This is a genomic window from Gracilimonas sp. (assembly GCF_031581265.1).
Taxonomy (GTDB): Bacteria; Bacteroidota; Rhodothermia; order Balneolales; family Balneolaceae; genus Gracilimonas.
Genome location: NZ_JAVLBQ010000023.1, coordinates 1 through 15852 on the forward strand (window position 1 = coordinate 1; position 15852 = coordinate 15852).

Genomic DNA, 15852 nt, shown 5'->3' on the forward strand with positions numbered 1-15852 from the left:
GATGTTCCGCCGTATGCTCGATGAAGGGCAGGCGGGCGATAATGCCGGTATTCTGCTTCGCGGTATTAACAAAGAGCAGATTGAGCGCGGTATGGTGCTGTGTAAGCCCGGCTCGATTACCCCGCATAAAGAATTTGAGTGTGAGGTATATGTGCTGAGCAAAGACGAAGGCGGGCGCCATACGCCGTTCTTCAAAGGCTACCGCCCGCAGTTTTATTTCCGTACCACCGATGTGACGGGAGCATGTGAGCTTCCGGACGGAGTGGAGATGGTGATGCCTGGAGATAATGTGAAGCTGAATGTTTCACTTATCCAGCCGGTAGCGATGGAAGAAGGACTGCGGTTTGCGATTCGCGAGGGCGGACGTACCGTAGGTGCCGGAGTTGTAACTAAAATCTTAGACTAAGAAGTTACCTAAATAAGGCCAGTGCAAAGAGCAGTCGGATTCCGCCTGCTCTTGTGCGCTTTATACGGGTGTAGCTCAGTTGGCAGAGCACTGGTCTCCAAAACCAGGTGTCGGGAGTTCGAGCCTCTCCACCCGTGCAGATAAAAATAATAATATGAGTAAGATTACTAATTTTTTTGATGGTGTTGTATCGGAATTCAAGAAAGTTTCTTGGCCGACCCAAAAAGAATTGATAGACAACACAGTAATTGTGGTTGTTTTTTCAATCATAATATCGCTATTCATTTTTGGAGTAGATCAATTATACAGCACAATATTAGAAGCTATTTATAACTAATAATGAGTAAAGAACTAACACATGACTGGTATGTAGTCCGATGTTTTTCCAGTCATGAGAAAAAGGTTAAAGAGTTTCTTGAGCGAGAGATAGAAGACCAAGGTTTAGAGGATAAAATCATAGAAGTTTTGATTCCTACTGAGACAGTTGTTGAAATCCGCTCAGGTAAGAAGCGAACCAGGGAGAAAAATTTCTTCCCGGGTTATATCCTTTTGAATACTCATTATGATGAAGAAGTAAACAATTTGATACAAAGTGCACCATCTTGTCTTGGTTTTTTGAAGACAGGTAAAAATGAAACGGTGCCAACTCCACTGAAAGAGCACGAAGTTAAACGCATCATTGGCAGAGTGCGAGACAGTGGAGAAGATATGGGTAATATTGAAATCCCATATAGCGAAGGCGACTTGGTTAAAGTTATTTCCGGTCCGTTTAAAGATTTTGACGGAACTGTTCAGGAAGTAAATACTGAAAAACTTAAACTGAGGGTTATGGTTAGTATTTTTGGCCGTAAGACTCCTGTTGAAGTTGATGTAAACCAAGTTGAATCCGCAAATTAAAGAACCTAGTTGATGCACACTAGCTATTACGCAAACTAAACAGAAGTTATTAATTATAGGATCCTGAGAATCCATGGCTAAAAAAGTTGAAAATATCCTGAAGCTCCAGATTGTTGGGGGGCAGGCAAACCCTGCACCACCTGTTGGGCCGGCTCTCGGTCAGGCAGGAATCAATATTATGGAGTTTTGTAAAGCCTTTAATGCTAAGACTCAGGACAAGGCCGGAACTGTTGTTCCTGTTGAGATTACGGTTTATGCTGACAAGTCTTTTACATTCAAAACAAAGACACCGCCAGCGCCTGTTCTTCTCAAGAAAGCAGCGAAAATCAAGTCCGGATCAGGTGAACCAAACCGAAAAAAAGTAGGAACGGTTACCTGGAGCCAATGCAAAGATATTGCACAGGAAAAAATGGAAGACTTAAATGCGTTTGACATAGAAGCCGGTGCGGAAATGGTTGCAGGAACGGCTCGCAGTATGGGTCTTAGAGTAAATCGCGAAAAGTAAGGAATTGTGATCATGGCAAACAGAGGAAAAAAATATCAACAGGCCGTGGCACTCGTGAATCCCGAGGTAGAGTATACTTTGGAAGAAGCGTGCGATCTGGTTAAAAAAACATCTAATGCAAACTTCGATGAATCTGTAGATTTGGATGTGCGGTTGGGAGTAGATCCCCGGCACGCCGATCAAATGGTTCGTGGTACAGTGAGTTTACCTCATGGTACCGGTAAAGAAGTTCGTGTGTTGGCTCTCGTTAATGAGGCCAAACAAGATGAAGCCAGAGAAGCTGGTGCCGACCATGTTGGTCTTGATGATTACATCACAAAAATTGAAGAAGGGTGGGCTGATATCGACGTGATTATAGCTACACCTGACGTAATGGGAAAACTCGGTAAGCTTGGGCGCTTTTTAGGGCCCCGCGGACTGATGCCTAACCCGAAAAGTGGAACTGTAACAATGGATGTGGCTGATGCTGTTAAAACAGTAAAGGCCGGTCAAATTGATTTCCGCGTTGATAAAACCGGAATATTACATACATCTATTGGAAAAGTAAGTTTTGATGCAAGTGACTTAAAGGAAAATGCTGAAGCATTTCTCCGTACAGTTATGAGCCTCAGACCAGCTTCCGCAAAAGGACTGTACGTGAAAAGTGTTTTCATGAGCAGTACAATGGGACCTAGCATCCCAATAAGCAGAACCGCAGTAACATCCTTATAATAGGAGGAAATTGAATTATGCCTACTGCAGAAAAGCAAGCAGTTTTAGACGAAATTACTGAAAACCTGAAAAGCTCAAGTGCAATTTATGTAACGAACTATTCAGGAATGTCAGTACCCGAAGTCAACGATCTGCGAGGTGCATTTCGTAAGGGAGATGTTCGCTTCAAAGTGTATAAAAATAAGTTAATGAAGCTCGCAATGGAAGATGTTGGAGGATTTGAAGACATTATTCCTGAATTATATGAGCAGAATGCTTTTGCATTTGTTGAAGAAGAATTGGCTGCACCCGCCAAGGTATTGAAGGACTTTATCAAGGAACACAATAAACCACAGTTTAAAGCAGCAATCGTAGATGGAGATTTCTATGATGAAGAAAAACTGGACGTTCTCGCGGCTATGAAGTCGAAGGACGAGATTATTGGAGATATCCTTGGACTGTTAATGGCGCCACTAACAAATGTTGTAAGTGCGCTTGAATCTCAAGGTTCAAACCTTGTAGGTGCTGTGAAGACCATCGCTGAAAAAGGCGAAGAATAACCCTTATTTAATCAACTAGAATTTTTTATATCTAAAACAACTGGAGAAGAAACAAATGGCTGACGTTAAAGATTTAGCTGAACAGCTTGTCAACCTAACAATTAAAGAAGCAAACGAACTTGCAACTATTCTTGAAGAAGAATACGATATCAAACCTGCTCAGGCTGCTGTCGCAGTAGCTGGTGGAGCTGCAGGCGGCGGAGAAGCCGGCGGTGGTGAAGAGCAAACTGAGTTTGACGTAGTTCTTAAGAGTGCCGGTGCTAAGAAAATTGCCGTAATTAAAGAAGTACGCGGTATTACCGGACTTGGGCTGAAAGAAGCCAAAGAGTTAGTTGATGGAGCTCCTAACAACGTAAAAGAAGCTGTTTCCAAAGATGAAGCAGAAGACATCAAATCCAAGCTTGAAGAAGCTGGTGCTGAAGTAGAGCTTAAGTAACTCTTACTTAACAAATTCGTTGGTAGCCAATGCCGTGAAAACGGTATTGGCTATTGGCGTCTATAGTAATTGACCCCTTTTTCGTGGGTTAGCCCAAATCACATTTACCTTCAATCTAAGAGGAGAGGTTCCTTTTGAGCAAGAAGATGCAAACTATTCCAAACACGAACCGCCTGTCGTTTGGTAAAACCAAGCAAGTACTTGATTATCCTGATTTTTTGGATATTCAATTAGAATCATTCGAAAAATTCGCACAACTTGATATTGCTCCTAACGAGCGAGAAAATCAAGGGCTGCAAAGAATTTTCAATGAAAATTTTCCTATTCAGGATAGCCGTGAAACTCATATTCTCGAGTTTTTATACTACGATATTGATGTTCCGCGCTACACTGAATCAGAATGCCAAGACAGAGGTTTAACATATTCTGTACCCCTTAAAGCAAAATTAAGGCTCTCATCTGTTGATGAAAGTGATGAAGCCAGTGAAACTATTGAACAAGAAGTATTCTTGGGAGATCTGCCGTGGATGACCAATCGTGGTACATTCATAGTTAACGGAGCTGAACGAGTTATTGTAAGTCAGCTGCACCGTTCTCCAGGAGTGTTCTTTGGTCAAAATGTTCATCCAAATGGTACTCAGCTTTACTCTGCACGAGTAATTCCTTTCAAGGGTTCCTGGATTGAATTTACCACTGACATTCGTGATGTACTTTGGGCCTACATCGATCGTAAGAAAAAGGTGCCTGCAACTACCCTGTTACGTGCACTTGGATATTCTTCCGATATTGAACTATTAAGCTTATTTGAGCTTTCTGAAGATATTAAATTCGGCTCAAAAGCTGACTACAAAAAGAAATTGGTAGGCAAAAGACTTGCTGAAAATATTGTAGTAGAAAGCATGGAAGAAGTGGTCGATGATGAGACCGGTGAAGTTACCGAAGCTCTAAACCGACAAATTATTTTTGAACGTGATCATGAATTAACTGAAGATGATTATGGTGCTCTTAAAGAAGCAGATGTTGAAAAAGTATTAGTTCAGAAAATTTCAGCTGAAGAATCTGAGCGATCTGTAATGATGAATACATTACGTAAAGATCCAACGTATGATGAATCTTCTGCACTGGGTGAAATTTATCAACAAATTCGCTCCGGAGAGATGCCGGATCCGGAAACAGCTCGTTCTATATTAGAGCGTCTATTCTTTAGCGATAAAAAGTATGACTTAGGTGAAGTAGGTCGCTATAGATTAAATAAGCGACTTAAGATGGATCAAGAAAACGATCTGCAATATTTAACGAAAGAAGATATTGTAGCTATTGTCAAAGAAGTCATTCGCCTTAAGAACATGAAATCTCAGGTTGATGATATTGATCACTTGAGTAACCGTCGTGTACGTACAGTAGGTGAGCAACTTGGACAGCAATTCTCAATTGGGCTTGCACGTATGGCACGTACCATCCGAGAGCGAATGAATTCTCGTGATGCTGAGCAGCTTACCCCACAGGATCTGGTTAATGCACGTACTATTTCGAGTGTTATTAATACATTCTTTGGTACCAATCAGCTTTCTCAGTTTATGGATCAAACCAATCCAATTGCTGAATTGACGCACAAGCGTCGTATGTCAGCTTTAGGTCCTGGTGGTTTAACTCGGGAGCGTGCCGGTTTTGAGGTTCGTGACGTTCACTACACACACTATGGTCGTTTATGTCCAATTGAAACGCCTGAGGGTCCAAACATTGGCTTGATTTCTTCTTTATGTGTTCATGCTAAGGTAAATGACTTTGGTTTTATTGAAACTCCATACCGTAAGGTGAAGGAAGGAAAAGTTTCAAAAGACGTAGAGTATTTAGCGGCTGAACAAGAAGATGAGACTGTTATTGCACAGGCAAACGCAGAACTTGATGACAAAGGCATGTTTGAAACAGATGCCATTTTCTCAAGAACGCGAGAAGGTAATTACCTGCGTGTGAAGCCTGAAGAAATTGAATACATGGATGTTGCTACCAATCAGATTACTTCGTTGGCGGCGGCACTTATTCCATTTATTGAACATGATGATGCTAACCGTGCATTGATGGGATCTAACATGCAGCGTCAAGCTGTTCCTCTATTACGTCCTGAGGCCCCTGTAGTGGGTACAGGGCTGGAGCAGCGTGCTGCCCGAGATTCCCGAGCTATTGTTACTGCTGAAGCTGATGGCGAAGTGGTATATGTAAGTGCAACGGAAATCAGAGTTAAATACAATCGTACCGAAGAGGAGCAACATTGCTACTTTGATGGTGGTGTGAAAACGTATAAGCTTAATAAGTTTGTTCGAACAAACCAGGATACAACCATAAACCAGCGTCCCGTAGTTAAAATTGGTGACAAGGTTAAACAAGGTCAGGCATTGGCAGATGGTTGTTCTACTCACGATGGTGAGCTTGCTCTTGGGCGGAACCTGTTGGTGGCATTTATGCCATGGAGAGGGTACAACTTTGAGGATGCGATTGTAGTGAGTGAGCGTATTGTTCAAGACGATATTTACACTTCAATTCACATTACGGAATTTGAACAACAGGTACGTGATACTAAGCGAGGTGAGGAAGAACTGACCCGCGAAATTCCTAATGTTAGTGAAGAAGCTACTGCTGATCTTGATGAGCGTGGTATTATTAGAATTGGTGCTAAAATAGAGCATGGTGATATCCTGGTAGGTAAAATTACTCCTAAAGGAGAAACAGATCCTACCCCGGAAGAAAAACTACTCCGTGCTATTTTTGGTGACAAGGCCGGTGATGTGAAAGATGCATCCCTTAAAGTACCGCCAAGTGTTGAAGGTACAGTTATTGATACCAAGCTTTTTAGCCGAAAACGAGATGAGCTCATTTCCCGAAAAGAAGAGAAGAAGCGAGTTGAGCAGGAAGAAGAACGACATGCACAAAAAGTTGCTGAGTTAAATCAGCAATGGGCGGATAAAATGTATTCGCTATTGCGTGATAAAACTTCTCCCGGTGTATACAACTACAGCAACGTAGAGCTTATTCCGAAAGGCGAGAAGTACAAGAAGTCAGTTTTTGAAGAATTAGATCCTGTAAACATCAACGAAAATATTGACTGGGCCACAGATGGTGAGCTGGTTAAGAAAGTTAGAATGTTGTTTAAGAATTACCGCGAGCTTCGTCGTGAAGTAGATACCGAAGCTAAGCGTCGTAAATTTGCGATCCAGGTAGGAGACGAATTACCCCCGGGAATCATCCAAAAAGCTAAAGTTTATGTTGCTAAGAAACGTAAGCTGAAAGTGGGTGATAAGATGGCCGGTCGTCACGGAAACAAAGGTGTGGTTGCTAAGATTGTGCCACAGGAAGATATGCCGTTTATGGAAGATGGAACCCCGGTAGACATTTGTCTTAACCCGTTGGGTGTACCGTCTCGTATGAACCTTGGTCAGATTTACGAAACCATCCTTGGATGGGCAGCTAAGAAATTAGGTGTTACTTTTGCATCACCTATTTTTGATGGTGCTTCCATGGATGAAGTTAGAGAACAATTAAGAGAAGCCGGATTACCGGAAGATGGTCGAGTGAAGCTTTATGACGGCCGCACCGGTGAACCGTTTGCACAGAAAACAACCGTAGGTCAAATCTACATGCTGAAATTGAATCACTTGATTCAGGATAAAATGCATGCAAGATCTATTGGTCCATATTCACTTATTACGCAGCAGCCATTGGGTGGTAAAGCTCAATTTGGTGGTCAGCGTCTTGGTGAGATGGAGGTTTGGGCTCTGTACGCATACGGTGCATCCAGTATTCTCAAAGAAATGCTCACTGTAAAAAGTGATGACGTTAAAGGGCGCTCAAAAGTATATGAAGCCATTGTGAAAGGTGAAAACCTGCCAGATGGCGACGTGCCCGAATCATTTAAGGTATTACTCCGCGAGATGATGGGGTTAGGCCTTGAAATGCATATTGAATAATTTCACTGTTAATAAATTGGAGGAAGATCCTTGCCAGTAACAAAAACATTAACAGTTACCAAAGACTTTGACAGCGTTGGGGTATCCCTCGCTTCCGCTGAAACGATTTTATCTCGTTCTCACGGCGAAGTCTTGACTCCGGAAACTATTAATTATCGAACATTTAAGCCGGAAATGGATGGTCTTTTCTGTGAAAAGATCTTCGGTCCGGTAAAAGATTATGAATGCCATTGTGGTAAATACAAGCGTATTCGCTATAAAGGTATCATCTGCGACCGTTGTGGTGTAGAAGTTACCCGTAAAGCAGTGCGCCGAGAGCGAATGGGGCATATTACCCTTACCGTTCCTGTAGTACACATTTGGTATTTTAAATCACTTCCAAACAAGATCGCATACCTTCTTGGAATGTCTTCCAAGAACCTGGAAAAAATTGTGTATTACGAGACATTCGTAATTATTAATCCGGGTGTAGCTCGAGACTTGGGATATGCCCAGGGCGACCAGATATCTGAAGAAGAGAAATGGGATATCATCGAGCAATTGCCGGAAGACAATCAAGAGTTGGATGACGATGATGATGATAAATTTATCGTAAAAGAAGGTGCAGATGCATTACAAGCCCTTCTTGCTGATCAGGATCTTGATGAACTCGCTTACCAGTTGCGTTATGAAGTGAAGAATGAAACTTCACAAATGCGTAAGAAGAAAAAACTGAAGCGACTTCAGGTTATTGAATCTTTCCGTGCTGCAAATCAGCATACTGAAAACCGACCTGAATGGATGGTTCAAAGTGTAATTCCTGTGATTCCACCAGAATTACGCCCTCTTGTACCTCTTGAAGGTGGCCGATTTGCAACATCAGATCTGAATGATCTTTATCGTCGCGTTATCATTAGAAATAACCGACTGAAAAGACTTATTGATATTAAAGCTCCTGATGTGATTCTCCGAAACGAGAAGCGCATGTTACAGGAAGCGGTTGATTCACTCTACGATAATTCAAGAAAATCAAACGCTGTACGAAATAACAACCGACCACTTAAGTCACTTTCAGATATGCTGAAAGGGAAGAGTGGCCGTTTCCGTCAAAACCTTCTTGGTAAGCGTGTTGACTATTCCGGTCGTTCTGTAATTGTAGTAGGACCCGAGCTGAAAATGCATGAATGTGGTCTGCCAAAGGAGATGGCGGTTGAGCTTTACAAACCATTCATTATTCGCCGATTGATAGAGCGTGGATATGTGAAAACGGTTAAGAGCGCTAAAAAAGTAGTTGACCGACGTGACGCCGTAGTTTGGGAGGTCCTTGAAAATGTTATTGATGGACACCCGGTACTTCTAAACCGTGCCCCAACATTGCACAGGTTAGGTATTCAGGCATTTCAGCCGGTATTGATTGAAGAAAAAGCTATTCGACTTCACCCTCTCGCCTGTACAGCATTTAATGCTGACTTCGATGGTGATCAGATGGCCGTTCACCTTCCATTAAGTCATGATGCGGTAATTGAAGCATCTGTACTTATGTTAGGTTCACACAACATTTTGGCACCTGCCAACGGTGGCCCAATTGCCGTTCCATCTCAGGATATGATTCTTGGTCTGTATTATCTGACCAAGCCCGATGACGGTCGCAAAGGTGAAGGAAAAACATTTTCTTCCCCGGAAGAAGTACTAATCGCATTTGATCAAGGTAAACTTGATGCCCATGCAAAAGTCAATGTACGAATACCGGTTACGAACGAAGAAGGTGAAGAGGGCTTTGAAGTTATTAAGACTTCAGCCGGACGGGTGATCTTTAATGAGATTGTACCTGAGGAAATTCCTTTCATTAATAAAACACTTGGTAAGAAAGAGCTTAGAAATCTTATCGGTCGAATTCATGACGAAGTAGGAACAGCTAAAACATCTGCTTTCCTCGACGATATGAAGAAAATGGGTTATGAGGAAGCTACCATCGGTGGGCTTTCCTTCAGCCTGGATGATATTATTATTCCGGATGAAAAAGAAAAACTCATTACCGGTGCCAAGGATGAAGTGACGGACGTGCAAGGTCGTTACGAAATGGGTTTCATTACCGATAATGAACGGTATAACCAGGTTATTGATAAGTGGACCTCCACAACAAACCGTGTTTCTGAAACATTGTTTCAGGCACTTGCTTCCGATCGAAACGGATTCAACCCTGTGTATATGATGGCTGATTCCGGTGCTCGTGGTTCCAAAGAGCAGATTCGACAGCTTGGAGGTATGCGTGGTTTGATGGCCAAGCCGCAGAAGAGTTCCATGCAGCAAGGGAATGAAGTTATTGAGAACCCGATCCTTTCTTCTTTCAAAGAGGGACTGACTGTTCTTGAATATTTTATCTCTACTCACGGTGCGCGGAAAGGTCTTGCCGATACGGCACTTAAAACTGCTGATGCCGGTTATTTAACCCGACGTCTGGTCGATGTATCTCAGGATGTTATTATAAATGAGGTAGATTGTGGTACGTTACGTGGTATTAAGATGACGGCGCTGAAAGACAATGAGGACATCATTGAAAGTCTTGAAGACCGAATTCTTGGCCGTGTATCACTGCATGAGATATATGACCCAATTTCTGATGACCTCATTTGCGGGTCTAACGAGGTAATTGATGAAGAAGTAGCAAGTAATATTGCCGAGACTTCTATTGATGAAGTTGAAATCCGTTCTGTGCTTACGTGCGAATCGCCAAGAGGTGTATGTGCGAAATGTTACGGACGTGATCTTGCTCGCGGAACCATGGTTGAAAAAGGTGAGGCAGTAGGTGTTATTGCTGCTCAGTCTATTGGTGAGCCGGGTACGCAGCTTACACTTCGAACCTTCCACGTGGGTGGTACGGCATCTCGACTTGAGGCTGAATCACAGCACAAAACTAAGTTTGAAGGTAAAGTAGAATTTGAAAACGTTCGCGTTGTAGTCTATAACGACGGTGAAGAAGATCACAATGTGGTTCTTTCCCGAGCCGGTGAGATTAAGATCGTGAACGATGAAGGTACCGTATTAATCACGTATAACGTGCCGTACGGTTCCGAGATGTTAGTAGAAGAAGGTGACATTGTTCCTAAAGGAGCAGTGCTCTGTAAGTGGGATCCATACAATGCCCTGATCTTCTCTGAAATTGAAGGTACCGTTGAGTACAAAGATATTATTGATGGAGTAACTTCATCTGATGATACCGATGCTCAAACCGGTCACCGTGAAAAAGTAATTACTGATTCCAAGGATCGCTCACTGGTTCCAACCCTTGTTATTAAAGGAACTAAAGATCGAATTCGTGAAAGTACGCTTCCGGTAGATACGCACATCGTTATTGACGATGGTGAGAAAGTTGAAGCCGGTCAGGTAATAGCGAAGATTCCACGTGTAGCATCCAAGTCTAAGGATATTACCGCCGGTCTGCCGCGTATTACTGAACTGTTTGAAGCACGTTCCCCAAGCGAACCTGCCGTTGTTACTGAAATTGACGGTATCGTTGAAATGGGTGGACGTAAGCGTGGTTCTCAAGAGGTGTTTGTGAAGTCGAAAGATGGTACAGATGAGAAGAAGTATCTGATTTCGCTCAGTAAGCATATTCTTGTTCAGGAAAATGATTACGTGAAAGCAGGTCAACCGCTTTCTGACGGTACTATTCCGGCTCAGGATATCCTGAATATTCTCGGTCCTTATGCAGTACAGTCCTATCTCGTGAATGAAATTCAGGAGGTATACCGACTACAGGGTGTGAAAATCAATGACAAGCACATTGAGACTATTGTTCGCACTATGATGCAGAAGGTAGAGATTACCGATCCGGGCGATACCATGTTCCTTGAAGGTGATAAAGTAGATCGCTTCGAAGTAAACGAGCGCAATGATGAACTGATTGGTAAGTTTGTTGTTACAAACCCCGGTGGTTCTGAACTGAAGAAAGGAACGATCCTTGATCGCCGTGAAGTACGCGACCATAACAACGAGTTGATCAAAGAAGGTAAAGAAGAGCTCGAAACCCGAGAAGCAGAACCGGCTATTTCTAAGCCCATTCTGTTGGGTATCACAAGAGCTGCCCTTTCAACCGACAGCTGGTTGTCAGCCGCTTCCTTCCAGGAGACTACGAAGGTGCTTACGCAAGCTTCCATTGAAGCCAAGAAAGACTTCCTCCGCGGACTCAAAGAGAATGTGGTGGTTGGACATAAAGTACCGGCCGGTACAGGACTCCGGGACTACGAAGATATCGTGGTTGGATCCAAAGCCGATATGGAAGAAGGAGACGAAGACATTGCCAAAGTGTTTGAAGAACTTGGCGGTAGTGGAAACGGTGAAAGCGAAACCGCTGAAGCTGAAGACTAATACTTCGTTGGCCTTTTAAAGAATTGAAAGCCCCGTTCATTAAGTTGAATGGGTCTTTTTTGTTTGTATAGCCCGGTACAGTTGTTCACAAATTATTATAGATTAGATTTATAGAATTTAAACTCAGGAATTAATATGAAAGACAAATCTGGTAGCGATCAAACTCCATTAATTGAAAGAAATCCCTGGCTTTTTATAGTAGTATATGGAGTACTATTCTGGGGAGTAACAACAGCAGTATTGTACTCTGCACTCATGTCCTTTCTCTTTGATGATAGTATGTGGGATATATTTAGCTATTCCATCATCGTTTTTCCAATTGGAGGGTTCGCTTGGGGAGGAGCAATGTTATGGTGGTATAAAACAAATCAAAAAAAGAAAAGCTAAATGAGGTTATAGGTTTTAGTCTCGTTGAGTGACTCGCTAATCAAAGAAAGGAATAGTGCGAGCTTATGAATCAAAGCTAAACTCATATTTTGATTTGATCCTAAATTCTCAGCCTACTTCTTTCTTAAGTTTTGGAAGATGATTTGTAACAATATTCCAAACAATTAAATCATCTACGCTATCATAACCGTGAATGATGAAATTTCTGGTATCAACAATTCTCTGAGCATTGCTGATTTGTATAGAAGGATTCAGTTTTAAAAGTTGATTAGTGGCTTCAACCGATGATTTCGATTTCCCGTTCTACAGCACGACGAATAAGCTTATTGTTTTGATACTCCTTCAGTTCCTTTACGTTCTTCAAATAATCTTCGACAGATGTGATAGAAGTATGAATATCAAATAGATACTTCTTGCTGTTTTTGGTCATAGATAAGCACTTTTGTTTTATCAATGCTCTCAATAAAATAAGGATTGGAGAGAGAGTTTTTTGTCACAAGATCTATTTCTCTTTCAAAAAGATCTGTAAAAGCTTGACGGATAGAAAAGTAGTTTTCAGAGTACTCTTCAGGAGATAAGGTATCCTGAAAAGAGATCAAAAAATCAATATCACTGGATTCACTGGAGGAATTTGAAGCAGCAGATCCAAAGACATATAAAGATTCAACTCCAAATGTTTTACACAAGTTGGAAATATCCCGTTTATGATGTGTTATAATCGAATCCATAATTCAATATAATGGATTTGACCCAATATTTGAATCTCATACCAAACGTTCTCATAGATAATGTGAATAATTAGTTCGAATTACCCTCCGCAAATAAAAAAAGCCACTCCAATTACTCAAAGTGGCTTTCTCAGATTCATAAAATCAATTGGAGTTGGCTTTAGTTCTTCGTTCCATCCCGGTTGGGAGTTCGTGGCGAAGGCCATGTCATCTGCTCTCCGGTACGCGGATTTATGGGCAGTACAGCCCGGTCACGGGGGAAAGTTTCGGGGTCTTCGCTGGCCATGTAGGTTAAGATAGCCGTCAGGATTACGTTATTTCGGACGTCATCAAACACAATTTTGTCGTAGGTATCGCGATTGGTATGCCAGGTATAATTCCAGTAGCTCCAGCTTAGCGAGCTCAGGGAAAATCCGGGAGCACCTGCCGTCACAAAAGAGGCATAATCAGAACCACCACCGCCGGGAGTACCGGGAAAAGTCGTTTCAATATGACGGGTGATATCACGGGGGACAGGTGACAGCCAGCGCTGCATAAATTCATAAGAATGAAGAAATCCCTGACCTGAAATACTCACTACCCGACCGGTACCATTATCCTGGTTGAATAAACCCTGAAGGCCGTCTACTATCTCAGGGTTGTCTTCAACAAATGCTCCGGAGCCATTGAGTCCTTGCTCTTCACTACCCCAAAGTCCCACAACAATAGTTCGCTTTGGATTTGGATACAGCTTCTTCAAAATTCGAGCCGTTTCCATCATGGTGATGGAGCCGGTTGCGTTATCAGTTGCTCCGGTTCCGCCATCCCAAGAATCATAGTGGGCAGAAAGAATAATATACTCATCCGGCTTTTCCGTACCCGGTATAGTTGCGATGGTATTGAACATAGGAACATCACCCAGCTCTTTAGATTGTGCATTTACGTGTACTTGTGGATCATCTCCATACTCTACCATCCGGTAAAGCATTCCGTAATCTTCAAGAGATAGGTCAACAACTGGAATAGTTTCTGTGTTGGCACTAAAGATCTTGTTTACTCCAAAGCCATTTGACCAGCGAGACTGAAATAAACCAACCGCTCCGGCTTCCTCTAACTTGCTATTAAGATCTCTGCCGTATCCAATTCGGTTCAGGTTTTCTCTCCACGCACGACTTTGTTCCTGTCGCATTTCACGCATGTTATCGAATGACTCTTCCGTTGCGAATTCTTCCCAGTTATAATCCGGTCGGCCGGTGATCTGAGGTTGTGAAACAAGGATGATCTTTCCTTCAATGGTTTCAAGCCATTTGTCAAATTCGGCCTAACTTTCGACTGTTGGTAAAATATCAAGCGAAGCCGTTATACCACCTTCCGGCGTTGCAGGACTCCATGCTAGCTGTTGTCCTTCAAGAGAAACCACACGAGGTGAAATCAAATCAACATGGGTGATACCACGCTCCCAGCCGCGCCACATTCCAAATTGCTGATTTTCTGAATCAATACCCCATTCGTTAAATTGCTCCACTGCCCAATCATGAGCATGTTGCTGTTGCGGTGTGCCCACCAAACGGGGGCCGATTACATCCGTCAGCTGATGCCCTAAATATTCTAATTGTGAGTTTTCATTGGCCTCGTTTACGATAGCCTCCACCATATCATTAGTACTTTGTGCAAATACAGAAGTAGTTGTACATACCAATAAGACTGTAAAAATTTGAAGAAGTCTTTTCATTACCAATCTCCGATTATGTTAAAATTTTAGCCACAGAATATAGGTGTATGGAAGATGAAAGAGAGGAGGTATTATTTCTTTTTACGATTGAGATGTTATTTATAGAAATAGAAAACCCACAGCACCAATGAAGTTACTGTGGGAGTAATTAAGAAAGGTCGAAGTTAAAGTTAATCTTCAGCTGCGGGCGATTTATCCAGGGATGCTTCAAGTGAGTAACTTCCGGTTCCCATCATAGATATGGCTAAACTGGTCAGCATGAGCATGATTTCGAGGCGCATACCACTGAAACCTCCATCGCCCCCCATTTTTACGGTAAATATGGCGACCAGCATAGTGATGGCCAACAATATCCCGGGGATTTCAACTTTATATCCCACCAACATCATGATGCCGCCCAAAAATTCAACAAGCGCGACAACCCATGCCATGACACCGGCTAACGGAATCCCAATATTGCCAAAAAATTGTTGGGTTCCTTCAATTCCGGTGAGTTTACCCCATCCGGCTAAAATAAAAATAACACCTACTCCTATTCTAATCAGTAAAAGAGCTAAGTCTTTATTCTTCATTTATCCTCCGATTTTTTGTTAAAAGGCTAAGTACAATCTATCTGAAAAGAGTCAAACTTCAAAAAAACATTGATATGGTTAATTTTACTGTAAAAAGGGAAAAGCTAGAATAGCTATTAAATAAGAAAAGCCGCCTCTAATGAGACGGCCTGTTTAAATTTAATCGTAAGTGTTAGGCGTCTGTGCCAATCAATTCATAGCCTGCTTGGCGCCATCCGGCAAGACCTTCTTCAAAATCACTGACATTTGTATAGCCCATTTCTTCTAATTTTTGGGCAAGTTCAGGAGAGGCCGTGCAATCATTATTGGCACAATAAACTACAATTTCAGCGTCCATATAAGGGATGACTTCCCTGGCAATCTCAGCATTTTCAGTAGGAATATTGATAGAGCCGGGGATGTGCTTGGCCTGATATGCGTCCTTAGCCAAAGCGTTAATAATGATGGGTAAATGTTCCCCCGTTAATTTACGATGTAATGTTTCAGCGTCAATAGTTTGAAGTGTTGCTGTAAGCGTCATAATCTTAAGCTTTAGATTCGACTTTTATCTTCACTCACAAAACAAATCTCAACCGTATGACATTCAGATCAAAATGCGGGAGAAATATAAATGAAGACTTAAATAGAAAGAACTACAGCTTGATAATCTTT

General features: G+C 42.2%; 13 protein-coding genes, 1 tRNA gene and 2 pseudogenes. 11 read left to right on the forward strand and 5 right to left on the reverse strand.

What is annotated here, in order from left to right; translation table 11 throughout:
* The 11 genes and pseudogenes from tuf to RI561_RS09175 all read left to right on the forward strand — a co-directional run.
* Positions 1-406 (forward strand): annotated as a pseudogene (gene tuf / locus RI561_RS09125) (elongation factor Tu); the annotation flags it as partial.
* Positions 407-470: 64 nt separating this feature from the next.
* Positions 471-543, forward strand: a tRNA-Trp gene (locus RI561_RS09130).
* Between the two features lie 17 nt (positions 544-560).
* Positions 561-743 (forward strand): preprotein translocase subunit SecE, encoded by a 183-nt coding sequence (gene secE, locus RI561_RS09135; RefSeq protein WP_395079929.1) that lies wholly within the window; start codon positions 561-563, stop codon positions 741-743.
* Between the two features lie 2 nt (positions 744-745).
* Entirely contained in the window at positions 746-1303 is a 558-nt protein-coding gene (gene nusG, locus RI561_RS09140) for a transcription termination/antitermination protein NusG (RefSeq protein ID WP_395079930.1), read from the forward strand.
* Between the two features lie 73 nt (positions 1304-1376).
* Entirely contained in the window at positions 1377-1808 is a 432-nt protein-coding gene (rplK, locus tag RI561_RS09145) for a 50S ribosomal protein L11 (protein WP_395079931.1), read from the forward strand.
* Positions 1809-1820: 12 nt separating this feature from the next.
* Positions 1821-2519 carry a 50S ribosomal protein L1 gene (gene rplA / locus RI561_RS09150; RefSeq protein WP_395079932.1) on the forward strand — a complete coding sequence of 233 codons (699 nt, stop codon included), beginning with the start codon at positions 1821-1823 and terminating at the stop codon, positions 2517-2519.
* A 17-nt stretch (positions 2520-2536) separates the two neighbouring features.
* On the forward strand, positions 2537-3058 hold the full coding sequence (rplJ, locus tag RI561_RS09155) for a 50S ribosomal protein L10 (RefSeq protein WP_395079933.1): 522 nt from the start codon (positions 2537-2539) through the stop codon (positions 3056-3058).
* A gap of 55 nt (positions 3059-3113) precedes the next feature.
* Positions 3114-3494 carry a 50S ribosomal protein L7/L12 gene (gene rplL / locus RI561_RS09160; protein ID WP_395079934.1) on the forward strand — a complete coding sequence of 127 codons (381 nt, stop codon included), beginning with the start codon at positions 3114-3116 and terminating at the stop codon, positions 3492-3494.
* Positions 3495-3640: 146 nt separating this feature from the next.
* Entirely contained in the window at positions 3641-7456 is a 3816-nt protein-coding gene (gene rpoB / locus RI561_RS09165) for a DNA-directed RNA polymerase subunit beta (protein ID WP_395079966.1), read from the forward strand.
* A gap of 30 nt (positions 7457-7486) precedes the next feature.
* Positions 7487-11803 carry a DNA-directed RNA polymerase subunit beta' gene (gene rpoC / locus RI561_RS09170; RefSeq protein WP_395079935.1) on the forward strand — a complete coding sequence of 1439 codons (4317 nt, stop codon included), beginning with the start codon at positions 7487-7489 and terminating at the stop codon, positions 11801-11803.
* Positions 11804-11938: 135 nt separating this feature from the next.
* Positions 11939-12190 carry a hypothetical protein gene (locus RI561_RS09175; RefSeq protein ID WP_395079936.1) on the forward strand — a complete coding sequence of 84 codons (252 nt, stop codon included), beginning with the start codon at positions 11939-11941 and terminating at the stop codon, positions 12188-12190.
* A 108-nt stretch (positions 12191-12298) separates the two neighbouring features.
* Here RI561_RS09175 and RI561_RS09180 read toward each other — a convergent pair whose 3' ends face one another.
* From RI561_RS09180 to RI561_RS09200, 5 genes and pseudogenes are all read right to left on the reverse strand, one after another.
* Entirely contained in the window at positions 12299-12445 is a 147-nt protein-coding gene (locus RI561_RS09180; RefSeq protein ID WP_395079967.1) for a DUF86 domain-containing protein, read from the reverse strand.
* A gap of 143 nt (positions 12446-12588) precedes the next feature.
* On the reverse strand, positions 12589-12918 hold the full coding sequence (locus RI561_RS09185; protein WP_395079937.1) for a nucleotidyltransferase family protein: 330 nt from the start codon (positions 12916-12918) through the stop codon (positions 12589-12591).
* 160 nt (positions 12919-13078) lie between these two features.
* Positions 13079-14629 (reverse strand): annotated as a pseudogene (locus RI561_RS09190) (M20/M25/M40 family metallo-hydrolase).
* A 170-nt stretch (positions 14630-14799) separates the two neighbouring features.
* On the reverse strand, positions 14800-15201 hold the full coding sequence (locus RI561_RS09195; protein WP_395079938.1) for a DoxX family protein: 402 nt from the start codon (positions 15199-15201) through the stop codon (positions 14800-14802).
* A gap of 172 nt (positions 15202-15373) precedes the next feature.
* Positions 15374-15721, reverse strand: coding sequence for a rhodanese-like domain-containing protein (locus RI561_RS09200; RefSeq protein ID WP_395079939.1), 348 nt, complete (start codon positions 15719-15721; stop codon positions 15374-15376).
* Between the last annotated feature and the right edge of the window lie 131 nt (positions 15722-15852).

Bases quoted from the DNA above. Each gene is read 5' to 3' on its own strand.
- secE (WP_395079929.1), top strand. From the start codon at position 561: ATGAGTAAGATTACTAATTTTTTTGATGGTGTTGTATCGGAATTCAAG.
- nusG (WP_395079930.1), top strand. From the start codon at position 746: ATGAGTAAAGAACTAACACATGACTGGTATGTAGTCCGATGTTTTTCC.
- rplK (WP_395079931.1), top strand. From the start codon at position 1,377: ATGGCTAAAAAAGTTGAAAATATCCTGAAGCTCCAGATTGTTGGGGGG.
- rplA (WP_395079932.1), top strand. From the start codon at position 1,821: ATGGCAAACAGAGGAAAAAAATATCAACAGGCCGTGGCACTCGTGAAT.
- rplJ (WP_395079933.1), top strand. From the start codon at position 2,537: ATGCCTACTGCAGAAAAGCAAGCAGTTTTAGACGAAATTACTGAAAAC.
- rplL (WP_395079934.1), top strand. From the start codon at position 3,114: ATGGCTGACGTTAAAGATTTAGCTGAACAGCTTGTCAACCTAACAATT.
- rpoB (WP_395079966.1), top strand. From the start codon at position 3,641: ATGCAAACTATTCCAAACACGAACCGCCTGTCGTTTGGTAAAACCAAG.
- RI561_RS09175 (WP_395079936.1), top strand. From the start codon at position 11,939: ATGAAAGACAAATCTGGTAGCGATCAAACTCCATTAATTGAAAGAAAT.
- RI561_RS09185 (WP_395079937.1), bottom strand. From the start codon at position 12,918: ATGGATTCGATTATAACACATCATAAACGGGATATTTCCAACTTGTGT.
- RI561_RS09195 (WP_395079938.1), bottom strand. From the start codon at position 15,201: ATGAAGAATAAAGACTTAGCTCTTTTACTGATTAGAATAGGAGTAGGT.
- RI561_RS09200 (WP_395079939.1), bottom strand. From the start codon at position 15,721: ATGACGCTTACAGCAACACTTCAAACTATTGACGCTGAAACATTACAT.